This is a genomic window from Paeniglutamicibacter psychrophenolicus (assembly GCF_017876575.1).
Taxonomy (GTDB): Bacteria; Actinomycetota; Actinomycetes; order Actinomycetales; family Micrococcaceae; genus Paeniglutamicibacter; species Paeniglutamicibacter psychrophenolicus.
In genome coordinates this window covers 1,908,146-1,931,354 of the sequence record NZ_JAGIOE010000001.1, presented here as the reverse complement: position 1 = coordinate 1,931,354, position 23,209 = coordinate 1,908,146, and the positions used below count along the sequence as shown (strand labels likewise).

Annotated in this window: 23 protein-coding genes and 1 tRNA gene; 6 read left to right on the top strand and 18 right to left on the bottom strand. The window is 63.8% G+C overall.

Annotated features, from left to right (window positions below; all coding sequences use genetic code 11):
• Nucleotides 1-32 precede the first annotated feature (32 nt).
• Entirely contained in the window at nt 33-1,400 is a 1,368-nt protein-coding gene (locus JOF46_RS08620) for a short-chain fatty acid transporter (protein WP_209906939.1), read from the top strand.
• A 94-nt stretch (nt 1,401-1,494) separates the two neighbouring features.
• Nucleotides 1,495-2,382: a 1,4-dihydroxy-2-naphthoate polyprenyltransferase gene (locus tag JOF46_RS08615; RefSeq protein ID WP_209906938.1), complete on the top strand. Its 888-nt coding sequence runs from the start codon at nt 1,495-1,497 to the stop codon at nt 2,380-2,382.
• A gap of 244 nt (nt 2,383-2,626) precedes the next feature.
• Here JOF46_RS08615 and JOF46_RS08610 read toward each other — a convergent pair whose 3' ends face one another.
• The gene (locus tag JOF46_RS08610) at nt 2,627-5,452 is read right to left on the bottom strand and encodes an FAD-binding and (Fe-S)-binding domain-containing protein (RefSeq protein ID WP_209906937.1); all 2,826 of its coding nucleotides are present in this window, start codon (nt 5,450-5,452) and stop codon (nt 2,627-2,629) included.
• 158 nt (nt 5,453-5,610) lie between these two features.
• Between JOF46_RS08610 and JOF46_RS08605 the strand changes: the two genes are divergently transcribed.
• Nucleotides 5,611-6,276: a GntR family transcriptional regulator gene (locus JOF46_RS08605; RefSeq protein WP_209906936.1), complete on the top strand. Its 666-nt coding sequence runs from the start codon at nt 5,611-5,613 to the stop codon at nt 6,274-6,276.
• A 92-nt stretch (nt 6,277-6,368) separates the two neighbouring features.
• Here JOF46_RS08605 and JOF46_RS08600 read toward each other — a convergent pair whose 3' ends face one another.
• Entirely contained in the window at nt 6,369-6,638 is a 270-nt protein-coding gene (locus tag JOF46_RS08600; protein WP_209906935.1) for a DUF4229 domain-containing protein, read from the bottom strand.
• 52 nt (nt 6,639-6,690) lie between these two features.
• Between JOF46_RS08600 and JOF46_RS08595 the strand changes: the two genes are divergently transcribed.
• On the top strand, nt 6,691-7,107 hold the full coding sequence (locus tag JOF46_RS08595) for a PLD nuclease N-terminal domain-containing protein (RefSeq protein ID WP_209906934.1): 417 nt from the start codon (nt 6,691-6,693) through the stop codon (nt 7,105-7,107).
• A gap of 75 nt (nt 7,108-7,182) precedes the next feature.
• Here JOF46_RS08595 and JOF46_RS08590 read toward each other — a convergent pair whose 3' ends face one another.
• The 8 genes from JOF46_RS08590 to JOF46_RS08555 all read right to left on the bottom strand — a co-directional run bounded on the left by JOF46_RS08590 (nt 7,183) and on the right by JOF46_RS08555 (nt 14,444).
• Nucleotides 7,183-8,349 (bottom strand): RtcB family protein, encoded by a 1,167-nt coding sequence (locus JOF46_RS08590; protein WP_209911760.1) that lies wholly within the window; start codon nt 8,347-8,349, stop codon nt 7,183-7,185.
• A gap of 573 nt (nt 8,350-8,922) precedes the next feature.
• Nucleotides 8,923-8,996, bottom strand: a tRNA-Met gene (locus JOF46_RS08585).
• Between the two features lie 164 nt (nt 8,997-9,160).
• Nucleotides 9,161-9,565, bottom strand: coding sequence for a hypothetical protein (locus tag JOF46_RS08580; protein WP_209906933.1), 405 nt, complete (start codon nt 9,563-9,565; stop codon nt 9,161-9,163).
• Nucleotides 9,566-9,703: 138 nt separating this feature from the next.
• On the bottom strand, nt 9,704-10,720 hold the full coding sequence (gene ccsB / locus JOF46_RS08575) for a c-type cytochrome biogenesis protein CcsB (RefSeq protein WP_209911756.1): 1,017 nt from the start codon (nt 10,718-10,720) through the stop codon (nt 9,704-9,706).
• Nucleotides 10,721-10,740: 20 nt separating this feature from the next.
• Nucleotides 10,741-12,345, bottom strand: a complete 1,605-nt coding sequence (gene resB / locus JOF46_RS08570) for a cytochrome c biogenesis protein ResB (RefSeq protein WP_209906932.1) — start codon at nt 12,343-12,345, stop codon at nt 10,741-10,743.
• A gap of 14 nt (nt 12,346-12,359) precedes the next feature.
• Complete coding sequence (locus JOF46_RS08565) at nt 12,360-13,124, bottom strand: cytochrome c biogenesis CcdA family protein (RefSeq protein WP_209911754.1); 765 nt, start codon at nt 13,122-13,124, stop codon at nt 12,360-12,362.
• A 26-nt stretch (nt 13,125-13,150) separates the two neighbouring features.
• Nucleotides 13,151-13,777, bottom strand: coding sequence for a TlpA family protein disulfide reductase (locus JOF46_RS08560; protein ID WP_209906931.1), 627 nt, complete (start codon nt 13,775-13,777; stop codon nt 13,151-13,153).
• Nucleotides 13,778-13,781: 4 nt separating this feature from the next.
• A complete protein-coding gene (locus tag JOF46_RS08555) occupies nt 13,782-14,444 on the bottom strand; it encodes a histidine phosphatase family protein (protein WP_209906930.1) in 663 nt (220 codons plus the stop codon).
• Nucleotides 14,445-14,715: 271 nt separating this feature from the next.
• Between JOF46_RS08555 and JOF46_RS08550 the strand changes: the two genes are divergently transcribed.
• Nucleotides 14,716-15,489, top strand: a complete 774-nt coding sequence (locus JOF46_RS08550) for a polyadenylate binding domain-containing protein (RefSeq protein ID WP_209906929.1) — start codon at nt 14,716-14,718, stop codon at nt 15,487-15,489.
• A gap of 106 nt (nt 15,490-15,595) precedes the next feature.
• On the opposite strand, the gene JOF46_RS08545 is transcribed toward JOF46_RS08550, so the two are convergent.
• A complete protein-coding gene (locus JOF46_RS08545; RefSeq protein WP_245348408.1) occupies nt 15,596-16,255 on the bottom strand; it encodes a redox-sensing transcriptional repressor Rex in 660 nt (219 codons plus the stop codon).
• Between the two features lie 193 nt (nt 16,256-16,448).
• The gene (locus JOF46_RS08540) at nt 16,449-16,703 is read right to left on the bottom strand and encodes a glutaredoxin family protein (protein WP_209906928.1); all 255 of its coding nucleotides are present in this window, start codon (nt 16,701-16,703) and stop codon (nt 16,449-16,451) included.
• On the opposite strand from JOF46_RS08540, the gene JOF46_RS08535 reads away from it, so the two are divergent.
• Complete coding sequence (locus JOF46_RS08535) at nt 16,702-17,568, top strand: HAD family hydrolase (protein ID WP_209906927.1); 867 nt, start codon at nt 16,702-16,704, stop codon at nt 17,566-17,568. The two genes, JOF46_RS08540 and JOF46_RS08535, sit on opposite strands and share 2 nt — an antisense overlap.
• Before the next feature lie 116 nt (nt 17,569-17,684).
• Here JOF46_RS08535 and JOF46_RS08530 read toward each other — a convergent pair whose 3' ends face one another.
• From JOF46_RS08530 to JOF46_RS08505, 6 genes are all read right to left on the bottom strand, one after another.
• The gene (locus JOF46_RS08530; RefSeq protein ID WP_003792170.1) at nt 17,685-17,783 is read right to left on the bottom strand and encodes a 30S ribosomal protein bS22; all 99 of its coding nucleotides are present in this window, start codon (nt 17,781-17,783) and stop codon (nt 17,685-17,687) included.
• Between the two features lie 144 nt (nt 17,784-17,927).
• Nucleotides 17,928-18,140, bottom strand: a complete 213-nt coding sequence (locus JOF46_RS08525; protein WP_209906926.1) for a helix-turn-helix domain-containing protein — start codon at nt 18,138-18,140, stop codon at nt 17,928-17,930.
• A 202-nt stretch (nt 18,141-18,342) separates the two neighbouring features.
• Complete coding sequence (locus JOF46_RS08520) at nt 18,343-19,449, bottom strand: 3-deoxy-7-phosphoheptulonate synthase (RefSeq protein WP_209906925.1); 1,107 nt, start codon at nt 19,447-19,449, stop codon at nt 18,343-18,345.
• A gap of 403 nt (nt 19,450-19,852) precedes the next feature.
• Entirely contained in the window at nt 19,853-21,196 is a 1,344-nt protein-coding gene (gdhA, locus tag JOF46_RS08515; RefSeq protein WP_209906924.1) for an NADP-specific glutamate dehydrogenase, read from the bottom strand.
• A gap of 187 nt (nt 21,197-21,383) precedes the next feature.
• The gene (locus JOF46_RS08510; protein ID WP_209906923.1) at nt 21,384-21,836 is read right to left on the bottom strand and encodes an ArsR/SmtB family transcription factor; all 453 of its coding nucleotides are present in this window, start codon (nt 21,834-21,836) and stop codon (nt 21,384-21,386) included.
• 46 nt (nt 21,837-21,882) lie between these two features.
• The gene (locus JOF46_RS08505; protein ID WP_209911749.1) at nt 21,883-23,031 is read right to left on the bottom strand and encodes an acetoin utilization protein AcuC; all 1,149 of its coding nucleotides are present in this window, start codon (nt 23,029-23,031) and stop codon (nt 21,883-21,885) included.
• Nucleotides 23,032-23,209: the final 178 nt, after the last annotated feature.

Here is a 23,209-nt window from a genome sequence, read left to right as displayed (position 1 = left end):
CCTGTCGGACCTGCACAAAGAGGTGTTAGTTCATGAGCAAAACCGCCACACCGCAAGGTGGAACAGCGATCTCACGGGCCATGCGGCCCATCAACAACCTTGTTGAACGATTCATCCCCTCGGCCTTTGTCTTCGCCATCGCCCTGACCTTCATCGTCGCCATCCTCGCGCTGTTGATCACCGGCTCCAGCCCGCTGCTCATCGTGCAAAGCTGGGGCGACGGGCTGGCCGGGCTGTTGGCCTTCATCACCCAAATGGCCCTGGTGCTGATGCTCGGATTCATCCTGGCCAACACCCGGCCCGTGCGAAAGCTCCTGCGGTTCCTGGGGCGCATCCCCAAGAACCCGCTCCAGGGCTACGTGTTCGTGTTCCTCGTGGCCGCAGTGGCCTCCCTGATCACGTGGGGCCTGGGACTTGTGGTCGGCGGCCTGCTGGCCAGGGAAGTCGCCGCCCAGGGACGCGAACGCGGCATCCGCTTCCACTTCCCGATGCTCGTGGCCGCGGGATTCGCCGGGTTCGTGGTCTGGCACATGGGCTACTCCGGCTCCGGGCCGCTGACCGCCGCCACTCCCGACTCGTTCATCGCCAAGCAGCTCGGCGGGCCGCTCTCGATCTCGGAGACCACCTTCTCCTCCTGGAACATGATCGCCACGGTGGCCACCATCATCCTGGTCGCTGCCTCCCTGTACCTGGTGGCTCCGCGCGGGAACGACAAGATCGTGGAATTGGTCCAGGACGCCCGCGAGGAACTCGTGGCCGTCGACGACGAGGTCAGCACGCCCGCCGACCGCCTGGACGCCAGCCGGCTGCCCACGTTGCTGTTGGGCGTGATGCTGCTGGCCTACCTGGTCATCCACTTCTCCACCGGCGGCACCCTGACCCTGGACATTGTGAACTGGTCCTTCCTGGCGCTGATCCTGTTGCTGGTGCGCAGCCCCTTCGAGCTGATGGCGCTGACCAAGCACGCGGCATCGAACGTCGGCGAGATCCTGCTGCAGTTCCCGCTTTACGCCGGGATCCTGGGCATCATGACCGGCACCGGCCTGATCCAGGTGCTCTCCGACGTATTCGTGTCGATCTCCACGCCGCAGACCTTCGGCGTGCTGGCATTCCTCTCGGCCGGGCTGGTGAACTTCTTCGTCCCCTCCGGCGGCGGGCAGTTCGCCGTGCAGGCGCCGATCATGCTCACGGCGGCCGCCGAACTCGGCGTGGACCCGTCCATCCCCATCATGGCGGTGGCCTACGGCGACCAGTGGACCAATATGATCCAGCCCTTCTGGGCCCTGCCGCTGCTGGCCATTGCGGGATTGAAGATGCGTGACATCCTGGGCTACACCACGATCGTGCTGATCGCCTCGGGCATTGTTTTTGCCGCAACGCTGCTGATCGTTTCGCTCTAGCCACCCGCGGCGACGGGTCCGGAATTTCTCCCTTGCCCGCGGGCAAGGGAGAATGAGGGCTGCAAGTTTTATCCAAGCAGCGAGAGGATTGATGGTGGCTACGATTGCCCAGTGGGTAGCGGGGGCACGCCTGCGCACCCTGCCCATTGTGATTGCCCCGGTAGTCATCGGAACCGCGGCCGCCGTGGACACCACGGGGAAGCTGGCCTGGTTCGAAGCCGTCCTGGCCCTGGTGGTGGGCCTGTTGCTGCAGGTCGGGGTGAACTACTCCAACGACTACTCCGACGGGATCCGCGGCACCGATGACGTGCGCGTGGGTCCGCTGCGCTTGACCGGCTCGGGCCTGGCCGATCCGACCACCGTCCGCAACGCGGCCTTCGCCTGCTTCGGGCTGGCCGGCATCGTCGGCGCTTTCCTCGTGGTGTACACCGGATCCTGGCCGCTGCTGCTCGTGGGCGTCGCGGCCATCGTCGCGGCGTGGGGCTACACCGGCGGCAAGAACCCCTATGGCTACCGGGGGCTCGGCGAGGTGTTCGTCTTCATCTTCTTCGGCCTCGTGGCCACCCTGGGCACCGCCTACACCCAGGCCCACCAGCTCACCCTGCCGGCATACATCGGGGCCGTGGGCACCGGACTCATCGCCACCGCCCTGCTGATGGCCAACAACATCCGCGACATCCCCACCGACAAGGAAGTCGGCAAGATGACCCTGGCCGTGCGGCTGGGCGACGAGGCGGCACGCATCAGCTACGTGATGATGCTGGCCGTGGCGATCCTGCTGCCGCTGGTGCTGGTGTCCACCCATCCGTGGATGTGGCTGATCCTGCTCACCGCGTTGCTGGGCGGCATGCCGAGCTGGACCGTGCTGCGCAGGCACGAGCCCGGCGCCCTGATCCCGGTGCTCAAGCAGACCGGCATCATCAACCTTGCCTACGCCGCGTTGTTCACCGTGGCCATCGTGATGGACAAGGCCCTGGCCTAGGTACTCCCAACGATCCAACGACCGAAGCGACGGGCCCGGCCACGAAAGTGGCCGGGCCCCTTGCATCCCACCGGCCGGTGTCGGAATCTGCTGATCTTCACGCCGTTGGCCGGAGGAGGGCCCAGCGACGTCGGAAGGTCGCGGCCCGCCCGATGGCCGCGCAGACGGGGGCGGTTGTGGCCCCGGCTCCTCGGTGGCCCGGACAGCCGACGCCCGCAAAGTGCCCGCAGGCTTCGAACCGCACCTACGGCCGAGTGGCGCGCTCCAGCAATTCCAGCACGTGCTCGTAGGGCTGTTCCGTCGCCCGGGTCATGCCCAGCTCGCAGGTCCGGTTGCACGAGGCGTGCGCGGCCGCGCCGAAGGCCCGGACCTCGGCGGCCTGCGCCTCGGTGGCCGAGGCGGTCAGCTCCGGGTGCAGCATCCCGCGGTCCCCGGCGAACGCGCAGCACCCCCAGCTCTCCGGGACCTGCACGGTGTCGGCCACAGCCGAGGCGACCTTCTGCAGCGCGGGGTTCAGTCCCAGGCGCGTGGAGGAACAGGTCGGGTGCAACGCCAGGGAGGCCACCTTCTGCGCTGCTGGCAGCAGCGGCAAGATGTGTTGCGCGGTGTAGTCGACCACGTCGATGATCCGCAGCGGCTTGCCGCCCACCGGGACCACTTCGGTTTCGATGCTGTGGCGCAACCCCTCGGTGCATGAGGAGGCATCGCACAGGATCGGCAGCTCCCCGTTCCCGCTGGCTTCGCGCAGTGCCGCCACGGTGCGCTCCCCCATGCTCGCGTGCCCGGCTTCCATGCCCTTGGAGGACCACGGGGTGCCGCAGCACAGCGAATCGATGCCCGTCGGCACCAGCAGCTGAACCCCGGTGCGTTCGGCCAGGGCGCTGAAGCTTTCCTGGATGCCGGGCTGGGCCGGGTCCGCCGGTCCGAACATGGTGTTCACGCAGGCCGGGAAGTACACCGCGACCGGTTCACCGGCCGGTGCCGGGCGTGCGCGCCGGGTGCCTCCTGCGGGCAGCTCGGCGGAGTACAACGGCAGTGTGTCGTCCCCCAGCACCGCACGACCCGCCTTGTTGGCGCCAAGCACCAGCGGAACCGGGATCTTCACGGCAATGGTCAGCGCCGTGCCGGCGCCGCGGGTCACGGTCGACCAGTGTTTTGCGGCTCCGTTCCAGACCGCGCCCTCGAGCTTGCCGGCTTCCTTGGCGCGCAGTTTTTTCACCAGGGTTCCCGTGTTGATGTCCACCGGGCAGGCGGTCTGGCACATGCCATCGACCGCGCAGGTGTCCACCGATTCGTAGGTGTAGTCCTTCTCGAGCTCGGCCACCAGCTTTTCGTCACCGGCCTGCCGGGCGGTCTCGATGGCCCGCAACGTGACAATGCGCTGGCGCGGTGTCAGCGTGAGGTTTCGCGAGGGGCAGACGGGCTCGCAGTATCCGCAGGCCACGCAACGGTCCACCTCCGGATCCACTGCCGGGGTGACCTTGATGTGGCGCAGGTGCGCCCGCGGGTCCTCGTCCAGGATGACCCCGGGGTTCAGCAGGCCCGCCGGGTCAAGCAAGGTCTTGAGCTCGCGCATGACCGAGTAGAGCTCGTCGCCGTATTGGCGGCGCACATAGGGTGCCATCATCCGGCCGGTGCCGTGTTCGGCCTTGAGCGAGCCGCCCTCGCCGAGCACCAGGTCGACCATGTCCTCGGTGAATGCCGAGTAGCGCTCGATCTGGTCCTTGGTGTGGAAACCGTCGGTGAGCATGAAGTGGACGTTGCCGTCCTTGGCGTGGCCGAAGATGACCGAGTTTTCGTATCCGTACCGCTCGAAGAGCACCGAGAGCTCGGCGCAGGTCCTGGCCAGTGCCGGAACCGGCACGACCACATCTTCCAGCAGGGCCGTGGTCCCCTGGGTGCGCGCCCCCGCCACCGAGGCATAGAGGCCCTTGCGCAGCTGCCACAACTCGGCGCGGGTCTTGGCATCGGGGCTGAACCGCGCCGGGGTGCTGAGCTCGAGCGAGTTCGCCAGCGCCATGCCCGCCGCTTGGCGTTCGGCAAGTTCCTCGGCATTTGTTGCGGTGTATTCGACCAGGAACGCGGCATGCGACTGCACGTCAAGGTCGGTGACGATAGCCGGGCTCCCGGGCAGCGCCTGCCCGACCTTCAACGAGAGCGAATCCATGAGCTCCACGGTGGCTGCCCCCGAGCCCACCAGTGCTTCGAGGGACTCGTTGGCGGTAAAGAGGTCGTTGAAAACCAGCAGGGACGTGGTCACGTGCTTGTAGGTGGGCACGGTCCTGAACGTCGCCTCGGCCACGAACCCGAGGGTTCCCTCGGAACCGACGATCAGGTGGGCCAGGACCTGGGCGGGATCCTCGTAGTCCAGGAACGAGTTCAGCCCGTATCCCATGGTGTTTTTCATGGAGAACTGGTGCTTGATTCTTGCCACCGAGTCGGGGTTGGACCGTACCCGCCGGGTGAGTTGTTCAAGTCCCTCAAAGAGCGCCGGCTCCAGGGCACGGAGCCTCGCGTTTGCATCGGGGGCGCCGGTGTCGATGACGGTTCCGCTGGTGAGCACGATGACCAGCGACTCCAGGGTGCGGTAGACGTTGTCCACGGTTCCGCAGTGCATCCCGGAGGAATTGTTGGCCACCACCCCGCCGATGGTGCAGGCCACCTCGGAGGCCGGGTCCGGACCGAACTTGCGTCCGTAGAGCGCCAGCCGTGCGTTCAGGGCACGTACCGTGACCCCGGGCTGGACCCGCACGCGCATGCCGTTGTCCAGGACCTCGATGTCCTTGAAGTTCTTTCGCACGTCGACCAGCAGCGAGTCGGTGACCCCCTGCCCCGAGAGCGAGGTCCCACCCGAGCGGAACGTCAGCGGCAGGTTGAGCTCGGCACTTGCCTTGAGCAGGGCGCCGACCTCGGCCGCATTGTTCGGGATCGCCACGGCTTGCGGTGTCAGCAGGAAGTGGGAGGCATCGTTGGCGTAGGCGTGCAGGTCGATGGCGCGCTGGGTGAGCTGGTCGTCGTTGCCCAGCGCATTGCGCAGTGTGGGAATCAAGGTGTGGCTCTTCCGTTCCATCAGGTGAGAATACTCCGTCGGGCGTGCAGGGGGCCTTGAGTGCGCAAGCCATCGACCCTACGATTGTCTTACAAGTACACTTGTGTATCAAGCTGCCGTTGAAAAAATCTGTCACGATTGTTGTCCCTGTTGCCCGCCATTCGAAGGATCCCATCTTCATGACCCAACGCGTCTCCGCGCTTTCCATCATTGATGCCATCGTCGAGGATCTGCGCCGACGAATCCATGCGGGCGACCTCGCACAGGGAACCGCACTGACCGAGGCGGAGCTGGCGGGGACATATGACGTCGCCCGGCCAACGGCCAAGGCTGCCATCGAGCGACTGGTCGCGGATTCCCTGCTGGAGCGCGGAGTCCACAAGACGGCACGTGTGAAGACGTTGGGGGCCGAATCGGTCCGGGACATCTATTTCGCGCGGGCGTTCCTGGAATCCGAGGTGGTCCGGCGCCTGGCCAAGACCGCCGCCGTCCCGCAAGCCGCGCTCAGCGCGAATGCCGAGATTGAGGCCCGTCTTTCACAGCCGGCAACGGCAATCATCGACCCCGACATGGAATTCCACACCGCCTTGGTTGACGCGATGGGCAACCAGCGGACCAGCGCAATGTACCGCTCGCTCCTGGGCGAAGTCCGGCTCTGCATGACTCGTGTGCAATCACTGGAATTGCTCGATTCCGCCCAGATCGCCAGGGAGCACGCCACCATCCTGGAACGGATTGCCGCCGGGGACCCGGAAGGTGCGGCCGGCGCACTCGATGGGCACTTGGCCCACGCCAGGGAACTGCTGGCAGCCGAACTCGAAGGGAACGCGGGACAGCGTTCCTGACCAGCGCCGGATATCCCCTTAAAGCCCGAGGGGCCGCGCCCTGCACACTGATGCGTGCAACGCGCAGCCCCTCGGCCGCATGGATGCGAAAATTACTGTCCGTTGTCGAGGAAGCGGTCTTCGGCTTCCTCGTCTTCCAAGTCGTGCTTGGTCTTCTTGGGCCCCTTTGCGTTGAACATTTTCTGCACCTCGGCGTTTGCCGCCAGTCGCATCTTGTTCAGGAACAGGTAGCTCAGCGCAAAGGCGATCACCAGTGCGATGAGGCCGGCCGTGTACAACGGCCACTGCAAAAGGAAGACCAGTGGAAGGAAAACTACGAAGAAAAGGGCTAACCGGATCACGGTGTACTTGAAGAACTGCACCCCTCCAGTCTAGACGCAGCCAGAACACAGATAAATTCACTAGACTGTAGGCATGGTCAGGAACTTTATTTTTATGGCGTTGGTTGCACTCGCAGTAACCATCTATGCCTTGATCGAATGCGTGCGTACGCGTCCGAGTGATGTGCGTTCGCTGCCCAAGGCAGGTTGGATAGCGGCAATCGTCCTGCTTCCGCTGATCGGAGCGGGACTGTGGTTCTGGTTGGGCCGCCCGTCCTCCAGCACCTACGCGCAGCCCACCCAGGCCAACAGGCCTGCCACCGGCGCACCGGACGACGACCCGGAATTCCTCCGCAACCTGGAAACGCAGCGCCGCAACAAGGCCCGCGAGGACGAACTGCGCCGCAAGGAAGCCGAACTCGAAGCCCGCGAACGCAAGCTTCGCGAAGAGGGCAAGCCCCGCGACGAAGGCGGCAACCCCACCGAGGAAACCCCGCGACACACGCCGTAGCCACTTGCACGATCCCGAAACTCCGGAGGGGTGGTGGACCAAGGATTTTCCTGGGCCACCACCCCTCCGCTTGGTTTAATCGCCCTTGACGTTGATGATCTGGCGCAGCTTGTGCCTCACGTCCACCAGGTCGGAGGCGTCCTCCATGACCTGGTCAATCGGCTTGTAGGCACCGGGTATCTCATCGATGAACGCGTCGGTGTCGCGGTACTCGATCCCCTTCATCGCTTCACGCAGCTGCTCGACGCTGAAGGTCTTGCGGGCTGCCGAACGCGAGTATTCCCGTCCGGCACCGTGTGGCGAGGAATCCAGCGCCACGATATTGCCCTTACCGACGACCACGTAGGATGCAGTGCCCATGGACCCGGGGATCAGCCCCGGATCCCCCTCGCGGGCCCGGATGGCCCCCTTGCGCGAGAGCCACACCGACTTGCCGAAGTGCGTTTCCTTCTCGGTGAAGTTGTGGTGGCAGTTGATCCGCTCGATTTCCCGCACCTCTCCCCCAACCCATTCACTGAACTGGCGGATGACCCGGTCCATCATTTCCTCGCGGTTGAGCAGGGCGAAATGCTGCGCCCACCGCAGTTCCCGGATGTAGGCATCGAATTCCTCGGTCCCCTCCACCAGGTAAGCAAGGTCAGGGTCGGGAAGCTCGATCCAGTACTTCTTGGCGACCTGCTGGGCAACCTTGATGTGCTTGGTGGCGATCCGGTTCCCCACCCCGCGGGAGCCTGAGTGCAGGAACAGCCACACGTTGTCGTCCTCGTCCAGGGAGACCTCAATGAAGTGGTTTCCCGAGCCGAGCGACCCCAGCTGCAGTTCCCAGTTTCCCGCGTAGCTTGCCGGGTCGAAGCCTGCCCGATCCGCAAGGTCCTTGAGCTCGGTGATGCGTGGCACCGCGGTGGCTACGACCTTGCGGTTGTACTTGCCCGCCGAGAGTGGAATGGCGCGTTCGATGTCCTCACGCAGCGGCTTGCGGTCCTTGGGCAGCTGGCGTGCGGTGTACTGGGTCTTCACGGCGATCATGCCGCAACCGATATCCACCCCGACCGCTGCGGGAATGATGGCTCCCAGGGTGGGGATGACGGACCCGACGGTTGCTCCCTTGCCAAGGTGGGCATCGGGCATCAATGCCAAGTGGGGGAAGATGAACGCCATCTTCGAGGCGGTGATGGCCTGCTCCCGGGTTTTCTCATCCAGGATGGATGCCCAGTTCTTGAGCCGGCTGTTGATGGTCTCCACGATTTCACTTTCTGGTGTCATTTTCCTTGCTGCGGGGATTCACGGCAAAGCTAGAAAGGTTCGGGGAAACGATCGGATCCAAAAAAGTAACCCCGAACCATTGTGTGGTTGCGGGGCTTGGCTTGCTGCTGGCGTGCAGAAGTCTATGCGCGGGGCAACCGACGGCTTGGTTCTTGCTTGTACTGGCGATTGAAAACGCGCAGGGATAGAGCGCTTGCGTGAGTCATTTGCAGATTCAACACGGTTCTTTCCCTTCAGTTCAGGCGGTTTCCCATGGATCGGGATCTAGATTAAGTCGACCATATTCAATGACCAACAAACGCCGAGCCTAGCATCGAGAATTCATTTTGAGCAAGAGATTCTTGATTCATCTCGGAACGCCGCTCCGTTTCCGGCGGTCACCATCCGGGCTTCCGCGGTGCCGACGGGCCGCAAGGCGGAGCCGGGAGCATCGAGCCATGCTCGCTTGGCAGGCGCTGTGAGGTGCGGGGGCATTGCAGCAGGCAGGGCCCCGCTTATCCCGGAAATGCAAGAAGCCCTTGTCCCGGGTCTGGGACAAGAGCTTCTTCTTTGTGGCGGGGACAGGATTTGAACCTGTGACCTCCGGGTTATGAGCCCGGCGAGCTACCGAACTGCTCCACCCCGCGTCGGTAAATACAACAGTAACAGTGGTTTGCCCAGCATCCTAATCGGGTGCCGAATCAAGCGCAGTCCACCCGAATCGCGGCAATTTGGGCCCGAATTCGATGGATATTTCGCACCATTCGACTCGAAGCGCATGATATTCACGCGCACTCGGTCGTGACATCGATCACAAAGTCGCGCCATTAACGGTCGTGTGCGACCCGATGTCCGGGTGCCAACCGGTTACCCTGTGTCGCAGCCGTTGCCACAACGAGTACCCAGGTCCCCACACGGCGATTCGTTGCCTCCGGTATTGCACCCAGCTTGTCCCCGGTTCCCTGCCCACGGGTTCGGGCAGCCCCTGCGGCAGCGGCAGCTCCGACCGGACCCCATCGCTGCCGATGAGCTCGAGGCAGGCAGCGACCCGCTGGTCGTCGAACGGTGCACACACCAGCGGATGCCACTCGGAGCCGCGAGCCTCGAAGACCTCCGTCAGCAGGTACGTGGGGTCGTGCGCGACGGCGTTGGTGACCAGGTATCGGTCTGCCGCTGTTTCGTGAATGAATCCCGTGCTGTCTCGGACGATCTTCATCTGTCGAGCTCCCCTCGCAGTGCGGTCCCGGCTTCTTGGCCCAAGGCTGCCAGCGGGCCCTCGACGGGCCGGTTAACGCAACAGTGGCCCCGCACCCGCAAATGCGGGTACGGGGCCACCAGGTAAAGCGTGGGGTCTTTACAGGCCCGCGTAGGAGTGTAGTCCGTTGAAGTAGATATTCACAACGGTGAAGTTGAAGACGATGCACAGGTAGCCGATGATGCTCAGCCATGCCGAGCGGGCACCTGTCCAGCCGCCGGTTGCACGGGCGTGCAGGTAGCCGGCGTAGACAACCCAGATCACGAAGCTCCACACTTCCTTGGTGTCCCAGCCCCAGTAACGGCCCCAGGCGGCTTCGGCCCAGATGGCGCCGGCCATCACGGTGAAGGTCCACATCACGAACGCCACCGCATTGATGCGGTAGGCGAAGTTTTCCAAGGGAGCGGCACCGGGGACCAGCCGCATGAACTGCAACTTGTCCGGCTTGCCCGCGGCCAGCGAATCCATCCGCGCGTGCTGGACCAGCTGGAGCACGTTCATCGCGAAGGTGATGGTGAACAACGACGAGGCCAGCACGGCAATGGACACATGAATGATCAGCCAGTAGCTCTGCAGGGCGGGCACCAGGTGTGCGACCGGTGTGGGAAAGCCCATGGTGGCGCCACACAGCATCACGGTGACAAGGCCGATAACGAAGGTGCCCATGAAGCGCAGGTCCTTCTTCAGCAACACGAGCGAGAACACGAGGGCCACCAGGAAGGAACCGGTGGACAGGAACTCATACATGTTGCCCCACGGCACCCGGCCGGCAGCAATGCCGCGGGCGACCACGGCAAAGCCCTGCAACAGCACACCAAGCCAGGTCAGGGAGACCGCAACCTTGGCCGCCATGCGCTTGGCTGAGGTGGCCGTGTAGGTCATGGAGTCATTGACCAGCTCATTTTCCGCGCCACTTGGCGGTGGTGTTCCCACGGCGCCGGCCGCGACGAGGACCTTCTTTTCCGAAGCAAGCGTCGCGGCGTCGATTTCCTGGATTAGCTTGCTTGACTTCGCAAGATCCCACGCGAACGCCACGAAGGCCGATGCGTAGACAATTGCGGCAAGCAACATGAACAGGTCGCTGTACTGACCCAAGGCCACGTTGATCGTGGGCATGTTGTTTTCCATTCGGTCTCCTAGACTCCGGCTCGCTCAACGGCGGGCCACTGCTGCTCAAGAAGCTTGCGCAGCTCCTTGGCTTCGGATTCAAGTCCGTGGTCTTCACCGCGGGCCAGCAATCCGTATTCGATTATCCGCTCTTCACGGCCCGATCCGTCAACCGAGGTCTTGACCTTCACCCAGGCACGGCGTCGAGCAGTGAACAGTGAGATGCCCAGTCCCAGCAGCGAAAGCGCTGCAAAGATCGCCACGGGGCGCTTGCTCGGGTCGTAGGCGATGTCCACGCCGATAAAGCGCTTGAGTCCGTCAAAGGAAATGCTTCCCTTGCCGTCCGGCAGCTTGTAGGTCTGTCCTGCCGACAGCACGATGCCCCCGGTGTCGAGGTTTCGGTTGTTCAGTTCCTTCAGGGCGTCGGTTTCAAGAACGTAGACGTTTTGCGGATTGCCGTCGTCCAGTCCCAGGTTTCCGTAGTACGAGTTCAGCTGCAATTGCGGGTTGATGGCGTTGGGGTCCCCGGAAATCGCGAACCCCGTCTCGTCCGTCATCGCGGTGGGCAGCAGGAAGCCCTGGAAGCCCAGCTGGTCCGGCTTGGCGTCGGGAGCCTTGATCACCATCAGCGAGGTGTACATGCCGTCCTGGGGCACCGACACCACCGGTCCGCTGAACGCAACGTTTCCTGCGCCGTCACGGACGGTGACCACCGGTGCATAGCCGTTGCCGACCAGGTACATGTCCGCGCCATCGATGCGCAGCGGATGGTTGACCCGGATCGTTTCCTTCTGGGGTTCGGCATCCGGGCTGCGGCGGGTTTCGACCTCCGCGGTGAAGTCGATCGGCTGGCCGAAGTGGGTCGTCGATTCGCGGTCGAAGGTGATGTTGAACTTGTCGAGCTTCACCGAATACGGGTCCAGGGAGTCTTCCTTGAAGAAGGTGCCGGGCTTGAACGAATCGTAGGAAACCAGCGAGTTCACGAATGTCTCGCCCTCTACCAGGACGCGTTGCCCGTTGTACCCGAAGGCACCGCCGATGCCCACCGAGGCCAAGAGCCCCACCAGGGATATGTGGAACAGCAGGTTGCCGATTTCACGGATATATCCGCGCTCGGCACCCACCGACGGGGTCGAACCCTCGATACGGGCTTCGGACCGGTAGCCGCGCTTCTTCAAGAGCGCCGCGGCCTGCCTGGCGATTTCCGCGTCGCTGAGGCCGGAGTCCGACGCGGACTGGATCTCGATGGTGCCGTTTTGCGGCAGGCGGTTCAACCTCGAGGGAGTGCGCGGCGGCGGGGTGCGCAACGCCTTCGCATGCTTTTTCACGCGCGGCAGGATGCAACCGATCAGCGAGACAAACAGCAACATGTAGATCGCCGAGAACCACACCGAGGAGTACACGTCAAAGAGCTGGAAGCGGTCCAGCCATTCGCCGGCGGTTGGCTTGTTGGTCAGGTAGATGGTCACCTGCTCCGGATTCACCGAACGCTGGGGGAAGAGCGACCCGGGCACCGCAGCCACCGCCAGGAGCAGCAGCAGGAAGAGCGCCGTTTTCATGCTGGTCAGCTGGGTCCAGGCCCAGCGCAGCATGCCAACGAACCCAAGGGCCGGGACCGCTACGTCTTTTTTCATGTCATTATTCGCCATTAGATGGGCAACCTGATCTCATTGGTGAACCAATCCTGCAATTGCGTAACCCAGGTACCCCACAGGCCCGTGGCCATCAGGATTCCCAGAAGAATCAACATGCCGCCGCCGAAGCGCATGATCGCCAACTGGTGTCGACGGAAGAATTGCATGGCTCCCATGCCGCGGCGTATTGCCATGGCGATAAAGAGGAACGGCAGTCCCAGTCCCATGCAGTAGAAGAAAGTCAGCAGTGCACCCTTGCCCGGATTCGGATCCACGCCGGAGCTCATCGCCAACACAGCGGCCAGCGTCGGGCCGATGCATGGCGCCCATCCCAATCCGAAGGTCAGACCCAGGACAGGGGCCCCCCAGAGGCCCGCCGGTGGCTTGCGGTGTATCTTGGCCTCTCGCTGCATGAAGGAGAACTTCCCCATGAAGACTATGCCCATGAAGATCACCACGAGGCCCAAGAGCTGCGTGACCCACGCACCCTTGTAGATCATCCACCCGGCGATCTGTGAAAAGAGCACACCGGCGAGCATGAAGACAACCGTGAATCCGAGGATGAACAGGCCGATTCCGGCGACCATGCGGCCGCGTTTCTGCTCGGCGAGATCGGCGCCGGAAAGGCCGGTGACGTAACCCAGGTACCCCGGCACCAGTGGCAGTACGCAGGGCGACAAGAATGAAACGAGGCCTGCCAGGATGGCCACGGGGACAGCGAGAATCAGCGATCCGTCCTGGACGATCTCGGCAAACTGGTTACCTTGGGCCGGCAGCATCAAGGCGCCGGCCAGCACGGGGTTGATCACAACGACTCGGTCAGAGCCGTATTGATCAGTGCCTTGAGCGTTGGTTTCTCGGCGACTCCGAGGATGCGCGCCGAGACCCGGCCCTGTTTGTCCAGCACCAGCGTGGTGGGCACGGCCTTGAGCGGGACGTATTTGGTCATCGCCAGCTGGATCGCACCCTGGGTGTCCTGGATCGAGGGGTACTTGATGCCGAAGGTGCGCTCGAATGCCTCGGCGGCTTCCTTCTCGTCGCGCACGTTGATCCCGATGAATTCGACCTTGCCCTTGAACTCCTTGCTGAGTTCAACCATGTGCGGTGCCTCGATGCGGCACGGGGCACAAGCCGCGTACCAGAAGTTCAGGACGGTCGCCTGGTCGGCCCAGTCGGCCGAATCGATCTTGGTTCCGTCGTAGGCAACGGCCTGGATCTCCACCGGTGCCGTACGCGACTCCGGACCGTATTCCTGCACGGAGCCGTCACCGGCGATGTAATTCTTGTTGTTGCCCTCGCGGGCCTGCTTGGCCAGGGGATCCTCGTCGCCAACGCATGCGGCCAGCGGCAGCACGGCAGCACCAATCAAGGCTGCGCGCAAGAATGTACGTCGGCCCAAGCGCTGTGCTTGGGCCGAGATGGGATCGGTCATGATCTCAAGCTCCAGGGATGTTCGCAGCGTTGGCCAAGAGGTCCACGCTAGGTTCTGCATAACGGACTGCGACCAGACTTTCACCTTCAAAGTCCAGGCTAGTCACGGAGGTGAGAGTGCACTCGCGTTTCCGCGGGTCATGCCACAGGGCCTTGCCCTCGGCAGAGCGGCGCGTTACCCAGATCGGCAGCTGGTGGCTGACCAAAATGGCTTCGGCTCCACGGCCGCCAAGTTCAACCGCTCGATCGCGGTGTTCAACAATGGCGGTCATCATTCGTGCCACCTGGTCCCGGTAGGGCTCCCCCCAGGATGGACGAAAAGGATTAACGACATAGGACCAGTACTTTGGTTCCTTCAGCCGGTTCTTGATCTGCGACAGTCCCTCGAAGCGGTTCGCAGCCTCGATGATCCGGTCATCGGTCACGATTTCCAGGCCCAACGCCTTGGAAGTCGGTTCGGCCGTTTCCTGTGCCCGCACAAGCGGGGAGGAGACCAAATGCGTGATGTTGGCTCCCGCATTTCGCTGCGCGGTGAAGTACTCCGCAGCGCGGTCGGCCATTTGGTGACCAAGATCGGAAAGGTGGAACTCCGGTAGCCGACCGTAAAGGACCCTGTCCGGGTTATACACTTCGCCATGACGCAGAAGGTGAACGGTAGCAGTCGACATGGGTTAAGTGTCTCAAAACTTTGTTCCGATACCTAAACCGCAAACGTGACTTTGCCCTTGCACCGACCGGAAAGCGCGGGGAAACAGCTTCAATTTCTACAACCCGTACAAGTCCGGCCGCAATCAGCACCGCAAATGCCCCGGGCTTTGCCACCTCGTTGGACAAATCGTCCAAATGCCACGAAAAACCATCCTTAGGGAGGGTCAAAATGGAAACCGCACCCTATATCGTGAGGGGTAAGCCGTAGTTTTCCACCAAAAGGAGCAGGTTATGTCTACCCCTGAAAATGATCCCCAGAACCCGAAGCCGCCGTCGGGCGAACCGAACCCGCCGCAGTACGGGCAGCGTGCACCGCAGGATCCGAACGCCGCCGGCCAGCCGCCCTATGGCCAGCCGCCGCAGTATGGCGCCCAGCAGCCCAACCCCTACGGGCAGAACCCCAACCCGTACGGCCAGCAGCCACCCGCCAACAACCCCTATGGCCAGCAGCCTCCGCAAGCCCCCTCGCCCTACGGCCAGCAGCCGTACCCGGGCGGCTTCCCGGTGCCGCCGCAGGGCAACTTTGCGGCACCCCAGATGCCAACGCACCGCCCCAAGGAACTGGACACGTCGTTCTGGGCCATCCTGGCAGCCGGTGTGGTCTTTGCCATCGGCTTTGTCACCTCGATCTTCAACCTGAACTCGGCAACGCTGAGCAGCGAGCTCGGTGCCATGCCGGGCATGGAAGACCAGCTAAAGGCATCCGGGCTGACCCTCGACGACGTCGTGGGGATGCTTCCCGCTATCCAGACGACCGTGCTCATCGTCGCCCTGGTCTTCCTGGGCATCTACGTGCTGATTGCATTCATGGTCCGCAAGGGAAGCAACGTGGCACGCATCTTCGCCACCATCCTTGCCGCGCTCTCGCTCTTGAGCCTCGGAAGCGGCCTACTGATCCTGCTGTCGGTCGTGCTTGGCGTCGTTGGCGTTGTCTTCGCCTGGTTGCGCCCGTCAAGCCAGTACATTGCCGCCCGCCGTGCGGCACGCGCCGCGGGATACCGCTAAACCGCTCATTGATTGCGAATGGTCCGTGGGAATCAGCCGGTGGCGGCTGGCTCCCGCGGACCATTTTTGTTGGCACCGGCGCCGTTGTGCAAGCGGCCGCTGGAGACTAGGAACCCAGGTTCTGTGCGTGGTAGGCCAGGATCTGGAGTTCGGTGGCCAGATCGACCTTGCGCAGGTTCACTCCGGACGGCACCTGCAGGACCACCGGGGCAAAGCTCAGGATGCTGCGCACGCCACGGCCCACCAGCTTGTCGCACAGGTCCTGGGCGGCGGCGCCGGGAACGGAGAGCACCGCAATGTTGGCATCGGTGGCTTCGAGAATCTGGTCCAGGTCGGCAATGTCTTGGACCTCCAGGTCCCCTACCGCGGTGCCGATAACCTCTGGTGCGGAATCCAGCAGCGCCACGATTTCAAATCCTCGGCTCCTGAATCCCCCATATCCCGATAGCGCCCGGCCCAGGTTGCCGGCGCCGATGATGGCAACACGCCAATGCTGCATCAGGCCCATGGCCTTTGAAATGTGTTCGGTCAGTTCGGTCACCACGTAGCCCACCCCGCGGGTCCCGTACGACCCCAGCAGGGACAGATCCTTGCGGAGGATGGCGGGGTTGACCCCCGCCTCTGCGGCCAGGACACCCGAGGAAGTGCGTTCCGCGCCGCGGGCCTGCATCGCGTTCAGCGCCCGCAGGTACTGCGTCAATCGAGCCAGGGTCGCCTCCGGAAGGATCCTGGCCAGCGAACCGGTCGGCGGCTGGCCTTGCTCCATTCCGGGCCCGAGGTCCTCAGCGATCTGGAAGCCGTCGGCAGATACGTTCACGTCGCTGTCTGCGGGGTGGTGCTCAATGGACATGGGGTTCTGGCTCGATTCCTTTGATGAGTTCATGACGTCCCAACCGGTCCGTTCGGGCCGCTTCACCGCCGCGGGGTTTCACTTGGGCGGCCTGCTGCTGGCCTCGACGCTATCCGGACAACAAGGACTCAAGTCGCTGGGCGTCTATCACCCAGAAGTCCCGAACCCGTCCGTCCACCAACAGCACCGGGACTTCTTCCGAGTGCTGTGCCAGGAGTTCCGGGTCCTGGTCGATGTCAACGCTCTGCCACGCATATCCCATCCTGCTGGTGACCTCTTCGACGGTCTTCGCCGCGGCGAGGCACAAATGGCATCCGGAACGAACCAACAACTTGATCTCTCGAGGGGTCTGCACACTGCTCATGATCCAACGCTACAGCTCCGGTGAAAAAAGATTGCAATACACTGGGCGGATGCCCTCCAACCCTTTTCCCGTGTCCCACCTTGGGCAAGAGCCGGTGATATCCAGCACGGCGGCCGCCTTTTTTGACGTCGACAACACCATGATGCGTGGCGCATCGTTGTATGCGGTTGCCCGGAAAATGTACCAACGCCGGGCTTTTACCTTGCGCGAGGTAGCGTGGTTTGCCCTTCACCAGCTGCGGTTCGTGACCCGGGGAGAAAACCTCGGTGACATCCACGCCATCCGTGACCGCGCGCTTTTGCTGGCTTCGGGGTTCTCCGTGGCGGACATGGTTGCGCTCGGGGATGAAATTTATGACGAGTTCATTGAGTCGAAAATCTGGCCCGGCACCCGCGCCATCGCCGACCAGCACATGCACGCAGGGCGCCAGGTCTGGCTTGTCACCGCCACGCCGCTGGAGGTTGCAACGGTCATGGCCCGGCGGCTGGGCCTCAGCGGAGCGCTTGGAACCAGCGTGGAACATGTCGAAGGTGTCTACACCGGCCGCCTGGTCGGCGAGATCCTGCACGGGGCGGCGAAGGCCGTCGCGGTCCAGGACCTTGCCCGGGAAAAGGGGTTGGATCTGGCCGAATGCTGGGGGTACAGCGACTCCCACAACGACATCCCCCTGTTGGAGGCTGTTGGCCACCCCGTGGCGATCAATCCGGACGGCAGGCTTCGCCGCCATGCCAGGGAGCAAAACTGGCCAATTTACGATTTTCGGACCGGTCGCAGGGCCGCGACCTTTGGCCTGAAGGCTGCCGGGGTCTCGGGCGCGCTATGGGGCTTGTGGCGCAGCGTTGGTGCGCTTCGCCGCCGCCCCTGAGGCCCCGTCCGCCGGGTCCGCGGCGAACTCCATGACATGCAAAAAGGTGCGGTTCCCCCTGAAGGGAAACCGCACCTTTTCACATGCTCGATTCCGGGCAAGCCCGGAGCCGGCATTTACTTCTTATTACGACGCTGGTGACGGGTCTTACGAAGCAATTTACGGTGCTTCTTCTTGGCCATACGCTTGCGGCGCTTCTTAATAACAGAGCCCATAATGGTTCCTCACAAACTGATTCGATTGCCGACTACTACTTCTTCGGCACCAAAGCACCAGAATAGCCAACGGGACGTTAAACGTTCCTTAACAGATTACCTGCTTCCAGAGCGGATTCTGACCACTCATGAAAACCGTCGGCGCTAGCCAGTGCTGGAGTCCCGCCCGAACCCGGCCGCTCGCAGGTATTCCTGCACTGCGCTCTCGGGCACCCGGTAGGAACGACCGAATCGAACGGCCGGCAAATCACCGGCGTGAACGAGGCGGTAGACGGTCATCTTTGACACGCGCATCACCTCGGCAACCTCGGCCACCGTCATGAAACGCGCGTTGGCAAAGTTTTGCGATTCGACCATTCCCTGATTCTCCTGACAATATTCACATAGCAGTCATGCCTTGGCGCAAACTAGGGAGTGTTCCTTGCCCACGCCAACACCCCAAGATACCCTATGTTCTTATGTCACACTTTAGTGGCTCGCGGGGCCAATGTGAACTGCGCGACGTGCAACAATGCGTAGGCCATAGTCCCGGCTCGGGGCAAACAGGCGTGCACAACCGCTAGCGTGCTGCGCGCACCGCAGCTGCCAAGGTCTGGAGCAGTTCCGCGCTGGCGTCCCAGCCCATGCAAGCATCGGTGACGGACTGGCCGTAGGTCAGCCCCGAGAGCACGTCGGAGCCCGCCGCCACGGTGTCCGGGTCATGCTTCTGGGCACCCGGGACCAGGAAGCTTTCGGCCATGATTCCTGCAATCTTTTGGTCACCTGCGGCAATCCGGGCGGCCAATTCCGCAATGACCTCGCCCTGGCGTACGTGGGACTTGCCCGAGTTCGCGTGGGAGGCATCGACGATCACCCGCGGGTTCATGCCGGCGCTTTCCATGGCTGCCGAGGCCTTGGCCACCGGTTCCGCGGCGAAGTTGGGTCCGTCCGCGCCACCACGCAGGATCAGGTGTGCGTCCTGGTTTCCTGCGGTCTGCACGATGGCGGTGCGTCCCTCGTCGCTGATTCCCATGAACGACTGCGGGGCGCCGGCGGCCTGGCAGGCGTCGATCGCGACCTGTACCGATCCGTCGGTGCCGTTCTTGAATCCCACGGGCATCGATAGTCCTGAGACCAGTTGGCGGTGGGTCTGGCTTTCGGTGGTTCGGGCGCCGATGGCTCCCCAGCTGATCACGTCGGCAAGGTACTGGGCGCTGAGCGGTTCCAGGAATTCGGTGGCCAGCGGCAGCCCCAGGTTGCTGGCCGCGAGCATGAACTCGCGCGCGGCACGAAGCCCAGCGGCCATGTCGTGGCTGCCATCCAGGTGCGGGTCGTTGACCAGGCCTTTCCAGCCCACTGTGGTCCGCGGCTTTTCGAAGTAGCTGCGCATCACCACCAGCAGCTCGCCTTCGTGCTCCCTGGCCGCTGCGGCGAGCCTGGTGGCGTATTCAAGCCCGGAAATCGGGTCGTGGATCGAGCAGGGGCCAATGATGACCAGTAGGCGCTCATCGAGGCCGGAGAGCACGGCGCGGACTTCCTGCCGGGCCCGCATGATCCGGTATCCCTGGGCATCTCCCACGGGAAGTTCGGCGACCAGCTCGGCGGGGGTGGGAAGTTCGGTGATGCCCAGCACGCGTTCATTGGTGTTTGCGCGTTGCTGGGACTCGGTGGCGACTGCGATGCTCATGGTTGGGGGCCTTTCGGTTTCGGCCCTGCGCGTCTTGGCGGGGCCCATTGGTTTCAATGCGGCCCCCGCTGACACGTCTCCGTATTCCTCCAGGGCCGCTATCTTGGAAATAGCGAAGGGCCGGCAAGCAATAGCTTGCGGCCCTTGTCGGCTCTGAAGGTGGGTATGCGAAATTATCGCGTCTTAGGCCCCTCCAGAGCCGACACAAAATACGCATACCAACGATTAGTCATGGTTGAAAATGTACCCCCGGGTCCTCGAAAAGCACAAACCCGGCACCGGGACCCGGCGAAACATTACGTCTCAAAAACGCAAAAGGCCGGGCCGGCAAGCAGAACCCCTGGGCGTTCGTGCTTGCCGGTCCCGGCCTTGGTGCCTCGTGCGACGGCCGCTGCGGAGCTTGCTAGATCAGGCCCTGGGCCAGCATGGCGTCGGCGACCTTGACGAAGCCTGCGATGTTGGCGCCGGCCACGTAGTTGCCCGGTACCCCGTATTCGTCGGCGGTCGAGGCACAGCGGTCGTGGATGCCGACCATGATTTCGGTCAGGCGGGCCTCGGTGTGCGCGAAGGTCCACGAGTCGCGGCTGGCGTTCTGCTGCATTTCCAGTGCCGAGGTGGCCACGCCGCCGGCGTTGGCTGCCTTGCCCGGGGCGAAGAGCACCCCTGCGTCCTGGAAGAGCGAGGTTGCCGCGGCGGTGCAAGGCATGTTGGCGCCTTCGGCCACGGCCAGGACACCTGCGGAGATCAAGCGTTTGGCGTGCTTGGCGTCCAGCTCGTTCTGCGTGGCGCAGGGCAGCGCCACGGTGGCATCCACGTCCCAGACGTTGCCGCCCTCGACATAGTGCACCTTCTTGGACTTGGCGCGCTCGGCGTACTCGCTGATGCGTCCGCGTTCCACTTCCTTGATCTGGCGAAGCAACTCGATGTCGATGCCGCGCTCGTCGAGGATGTAGCCGGAGGAATCCGACGCCGTCAGGACGCGGGCTCCGAGGCTCTGGGCCTTGTCGATGGCGTTGATGGCGACGTTGCCCGAACCGGAAACGACGACGCGCTGGCCGTCAAAGCTCGTCCCGCGGGTCTTGAGCATTTCCTGGGTAAAGATCACTGCACCAAAGCCGGTGGCCTCGGGACGAACCAGTGAGCCTCCCCAGCTGATGCCCTTGCCGGTGAGCACACCGGACTCGTAGCGGTTGGTGATGCGCTTGTACTGGCCAAAGAGGTAGCCGATCTCGCGGCCGCCCACTCCGATGTCGCCGGCGGGCACGTCTGTGTACTCGCCGATGTGCCGGTAGAGCTCTGTCATGAAGGACTGGCAGAAGCGCATGACCTCGGCATCGGTCTTGCCGCGCGGGTCGAAGTCGGAACCTCCCTTGCCGCCGCCGATGGGCATGCCGGTGAGCGAGTTCTTGAAGATCTGCTCGAAGCCCAGGAACTTCACGATGCCCAGGTAAACCGAGGGGTGGAAGCGCAGGCCGCCCTTGTACGGGCCCAGTGCGGAGTTGAATTCCACACGGAAACCGCGGTTGATCTGCACGCGTCCTTCATCGTCGGTCCACGGGACACGGAAGATGATCTGGCGCTCCGGCTCACACAAGCGCTGCAGGATGGCCGCTTCGGCGTATTCGGGGCGCTTGCGGGAGACCGCTTCGAGGCTTTCGAAAACCTCGGTCACCGCCTGGTGGAATTCCGCTTCACCGGGGTTGCGACGGAAAACTTCGTCGCGAATGGTCGCAAGATGCTGGTCCAAGTCTTATCTCCTCATCACTTGGGGCAGGCACGAGGGCACGCGACCGCCATGACTGGCAACGCTGCCCCGCATTAGAGAATGACACGGGTAGCGCACGGTGGCACAACCCGGGCGTAATCATGGAACCACGCCCGCGTAACGTTTTTGCCTCTAGCCCTACGATGGCGCGCAGCAATTGGGGGTGCGGCTAGCGCTTTCTGCCGAACTTCGGCTTGGGGAACCGCTCGAGGAAATCCTGGGCGCGGCCGGTGACCTGTTCCAGGCCGCGACCGACGGTGCGCCCCAGCTGTGCGGCCGCCACCGTCGCCTGGCTGGCGACCTCGTGCGATCCGGCACCCTGCTCCGGGTAATGCTCCGGAACCAGGGACAAGGCCGGGGCCGGAGGCAGGTATCGGTGCAGCCAGGTCTCCAGTTCAAGGAACGTCGCAGGTTCCAGGGCGTAGTAGCGGCGCTGCCCGTCGGCGCGCATCGAGACCAGCCCGGCCTCGCGCAACACCTTCAGGTGCTTGGATACGGTCGGCTGGGAAACACCCAACGCCTCGACCAGGGAACCGACCGAGCACGAATCCTCGCGCAGGGCCTCGAGCAACCGGCGCCGGGTGGGGTCTGCCAGCGCGGAGAAAATATCATCATGAGCCACCGCATAACCCTATCTGCATATACGTGCGTTGGCATCTTGGGCTGCCCTAATCGAACCAGGGGTCCAGCCCGAAAAGCGGGAAGATCTCCTTGCGGGTGGCCATGATGGTGCGGTCCACCGGGTCCGCCGGGTCGTAGCCGACCTCCCAGGAACGCCACCACAGTTCGGCGTTGTCACCCATGGATTCGGGGGTGCGGACCCCGTAGCGTTCGAGCACGTAGTCGCGCCATTGGCGCGGCACGGGCGTGGCCAGCGGCACCGGCTTGCCCGAGGCGATGGCCACCAGGTGGCTCCAGGCCCGCGGAACCACCGAGGCGGTGTTGTAGCCCCCTCCGCCGGTGGCGATCCAGCGGCCCTCGCAGTGCCGGGCCGCCAGCTCGGCGATGTCCAGCGCGTTTTGCCGCTGGGCATCGATGGTCAGGCGCAGGTTGGACAGGTCGTCGTCGCGGTGCCCGTCGCAGCCGTGCTGCGAGACGATGACCTCCGGGGCGAAGGCGGCAGCCAGCTGCGGGACGACCGCGTGGAAGGCGCGCAGCCAGGCGGCATCGGTGGTGCGCGCGGGAACGGCCACGTTCACCGCGGTTCCCTGCGCGTCGGGCCCGCCGATCTCGTTGGCGTACCCGGTGCCGGGGAACAGCGACATCCCGGATTCGTGGATCGATATGGTCATGACCCGCGGGTCGTTCCAGAAAATGGATTGGGTCCCGTCCCCGTGGTGCGCGTCCACGTCGATGTACAGGACCTTTTTCACCCCGCCGTCGAGCAACCGCTGGATGGCCAGGGCGGCGTCGTTGTAGATGCAGAAGCCGCTGGCCTTGCCCGCGGCGGCGTGGTGCATGCCGCCGCCGAAGTTCACCACGTGCAGGGCCTTCTGTCCAAGGATCGCCTCGGCCGCTGCCAGCGATCCGCCGGCCAGCCGGGCGCTGGCCTCGTGGATCCCGGCGTAGGCGGGGTTGTCCTCGGTGCCCAGCCCGCGGGCCTCGTCGGGCACCTCCGGATGGGCGCTGACCCGGTGGACGGCTGCGATGTAGTCGGCATCGTGCACCGCGGCCAGCTGCTCGTCGGTGGCGATCCCGGGCTGGACCAGCGTGAGGTTGGCACGGGCGAAGAGGCCCAGGTCCGCACAGAGTCGGGCGGTGAGTTCGAGCCGGATCGGGTGCATCGGATGGGTCTCGCTGAAGCGGTAGGCCATCATCTGCTCGCTCCAGATCACCTGGGTCGGGGGCACGGGCGCATTTACGGCAAACACACACTCAGGCTACGCGATCGGCGAGCTCGGTGTGCGTCAAGACACCCGCGGCGCACCGCCCTTCCCACCCCGGGGCCGCGCGTCGCGCCGTTCCCCGGCGGAACCCGTGGCGGCATGGTTTATT

Coding starts and splice junctions, on each gene's coding strand:
- JOF46_RS08620 (WP_209906939.1), top strand. CDS start 33: ATGAGCAAAACCGCCACACCGCAAGGTGGAACAGCGATCTCACGGGCC.
- JOF46_RS08610 (WP_209906937.1), bottom strand. CDS start 5,452: ATGGAACGGAAGAGCCACACCTTGATTCCCACACTGCGCAATGCGCTG.
- JOF46_RS08605 (WP_209906936.1), top strand. CDS start 5,611: ATGACCCAACGCGTCTCCGCGCTTTCCATCATTGATGCCATCGTCGAG.
- JOF46_RS08595 (WP_209906934.1), top strand. CDS start 6,691: ATGGTCAGGAACTTTATTTTTATGGCGTTGGTTGCACTCGCAGTAACC.
- JOF46_RS08580 (WP_209906933.1), bottom strand. CDS start 9,565: ATGAAGATCGTCCGAGACAGCACGGGATTCATTCACGAAACAGCGGCA.
- ccsB (WP_209911756.1), bottom strand. CDS start 10,720: ATGCCCACGATCAACGTGGCCTTGGGTCAGTACAGCGACCTGTTCATG.
- resB (WP_209906932.1), bottom strand. CDS start 12,345: ATGAAAAAAGACGTAGCGGTCCCGGCCCTTGGGTTCGTTGGCATGCTG.
- JOF46_RS08565 (WP_209911754.1), bottom strand. CDS start 13,124: ATGCTGCCGGCCCAAGGTAACCAGTTTGCCGAGATCGTCCAGGACGGA.
- JOF46_RS08560 (WP_209906931.1), bottom strand. CDS start 13,777: ATGACCGATCCCATCTCGGCCCAAGCACAGCGCTTGGGCCGACGTACA.
- JOF46_RS08555 (WP_209906930.1), bottom strand. CDS start 14,444: ATGTCGACTGCTACCGTTCACCTTCTGCGTCATGGCGAAGTGTATAAC.
- JOF46_RS08550 (WP_209906929.1), top strand. CDS start 14,716: ATGTCTACCCCTGAAAATGATCCCCAGAACCCGAAGCCGCCGTCGGGC.
- JOF46_RS08545 (WP_245348408.1), bottom strand. CDS start 16,255: ATGGAGCAAGGCCAGCCGCCGACCGGTTCGCTGGCCAGGATCCTTCCG.
- JOF46_RS08535 (WP_209906927.1), top strand. CDS start 16,702: ATGATCCAACGCTACAGCTCCGGTGAAAAAAGATTGCAATACACTGGG.
- JOF46_RS08540 (WP_209906928.1), bottom strand. CDS start 16,703: ATGAGCAGTGTGCAGACCCCTCGAGAGATCAAGTTGTTGGTTCGTTCC.
- JOF46_RS08530 (WP_003792170.1), bottom strand. CDS start 17,783: ATGGGCTCTGTTATTAAGAAGCGCCGCAAGCGTATGGCCAAGAAGAAG.
- JOF46_RS08525 (WP_209906926.1), bottom strand. CDS start 18,140: ATGGTCGAATCGCAAAACTTTGCCAACGCGCGTTTCATGACGGTGGCC.
- JOF46_RS08520 (WP_209906925.1), bottom strand. CDS start 19,449: ATGAGCATCGCAGTCGCCACCGAGTCCCAGCAACGCGCAAACACCAAT.
- JOF46_RS08505 (WP_209911749.1), bottom strand. CDS start 23,031: ATGATGGCCTACCGCTTCAGCGAGACCCATCCGATGCACCCGATCCGG.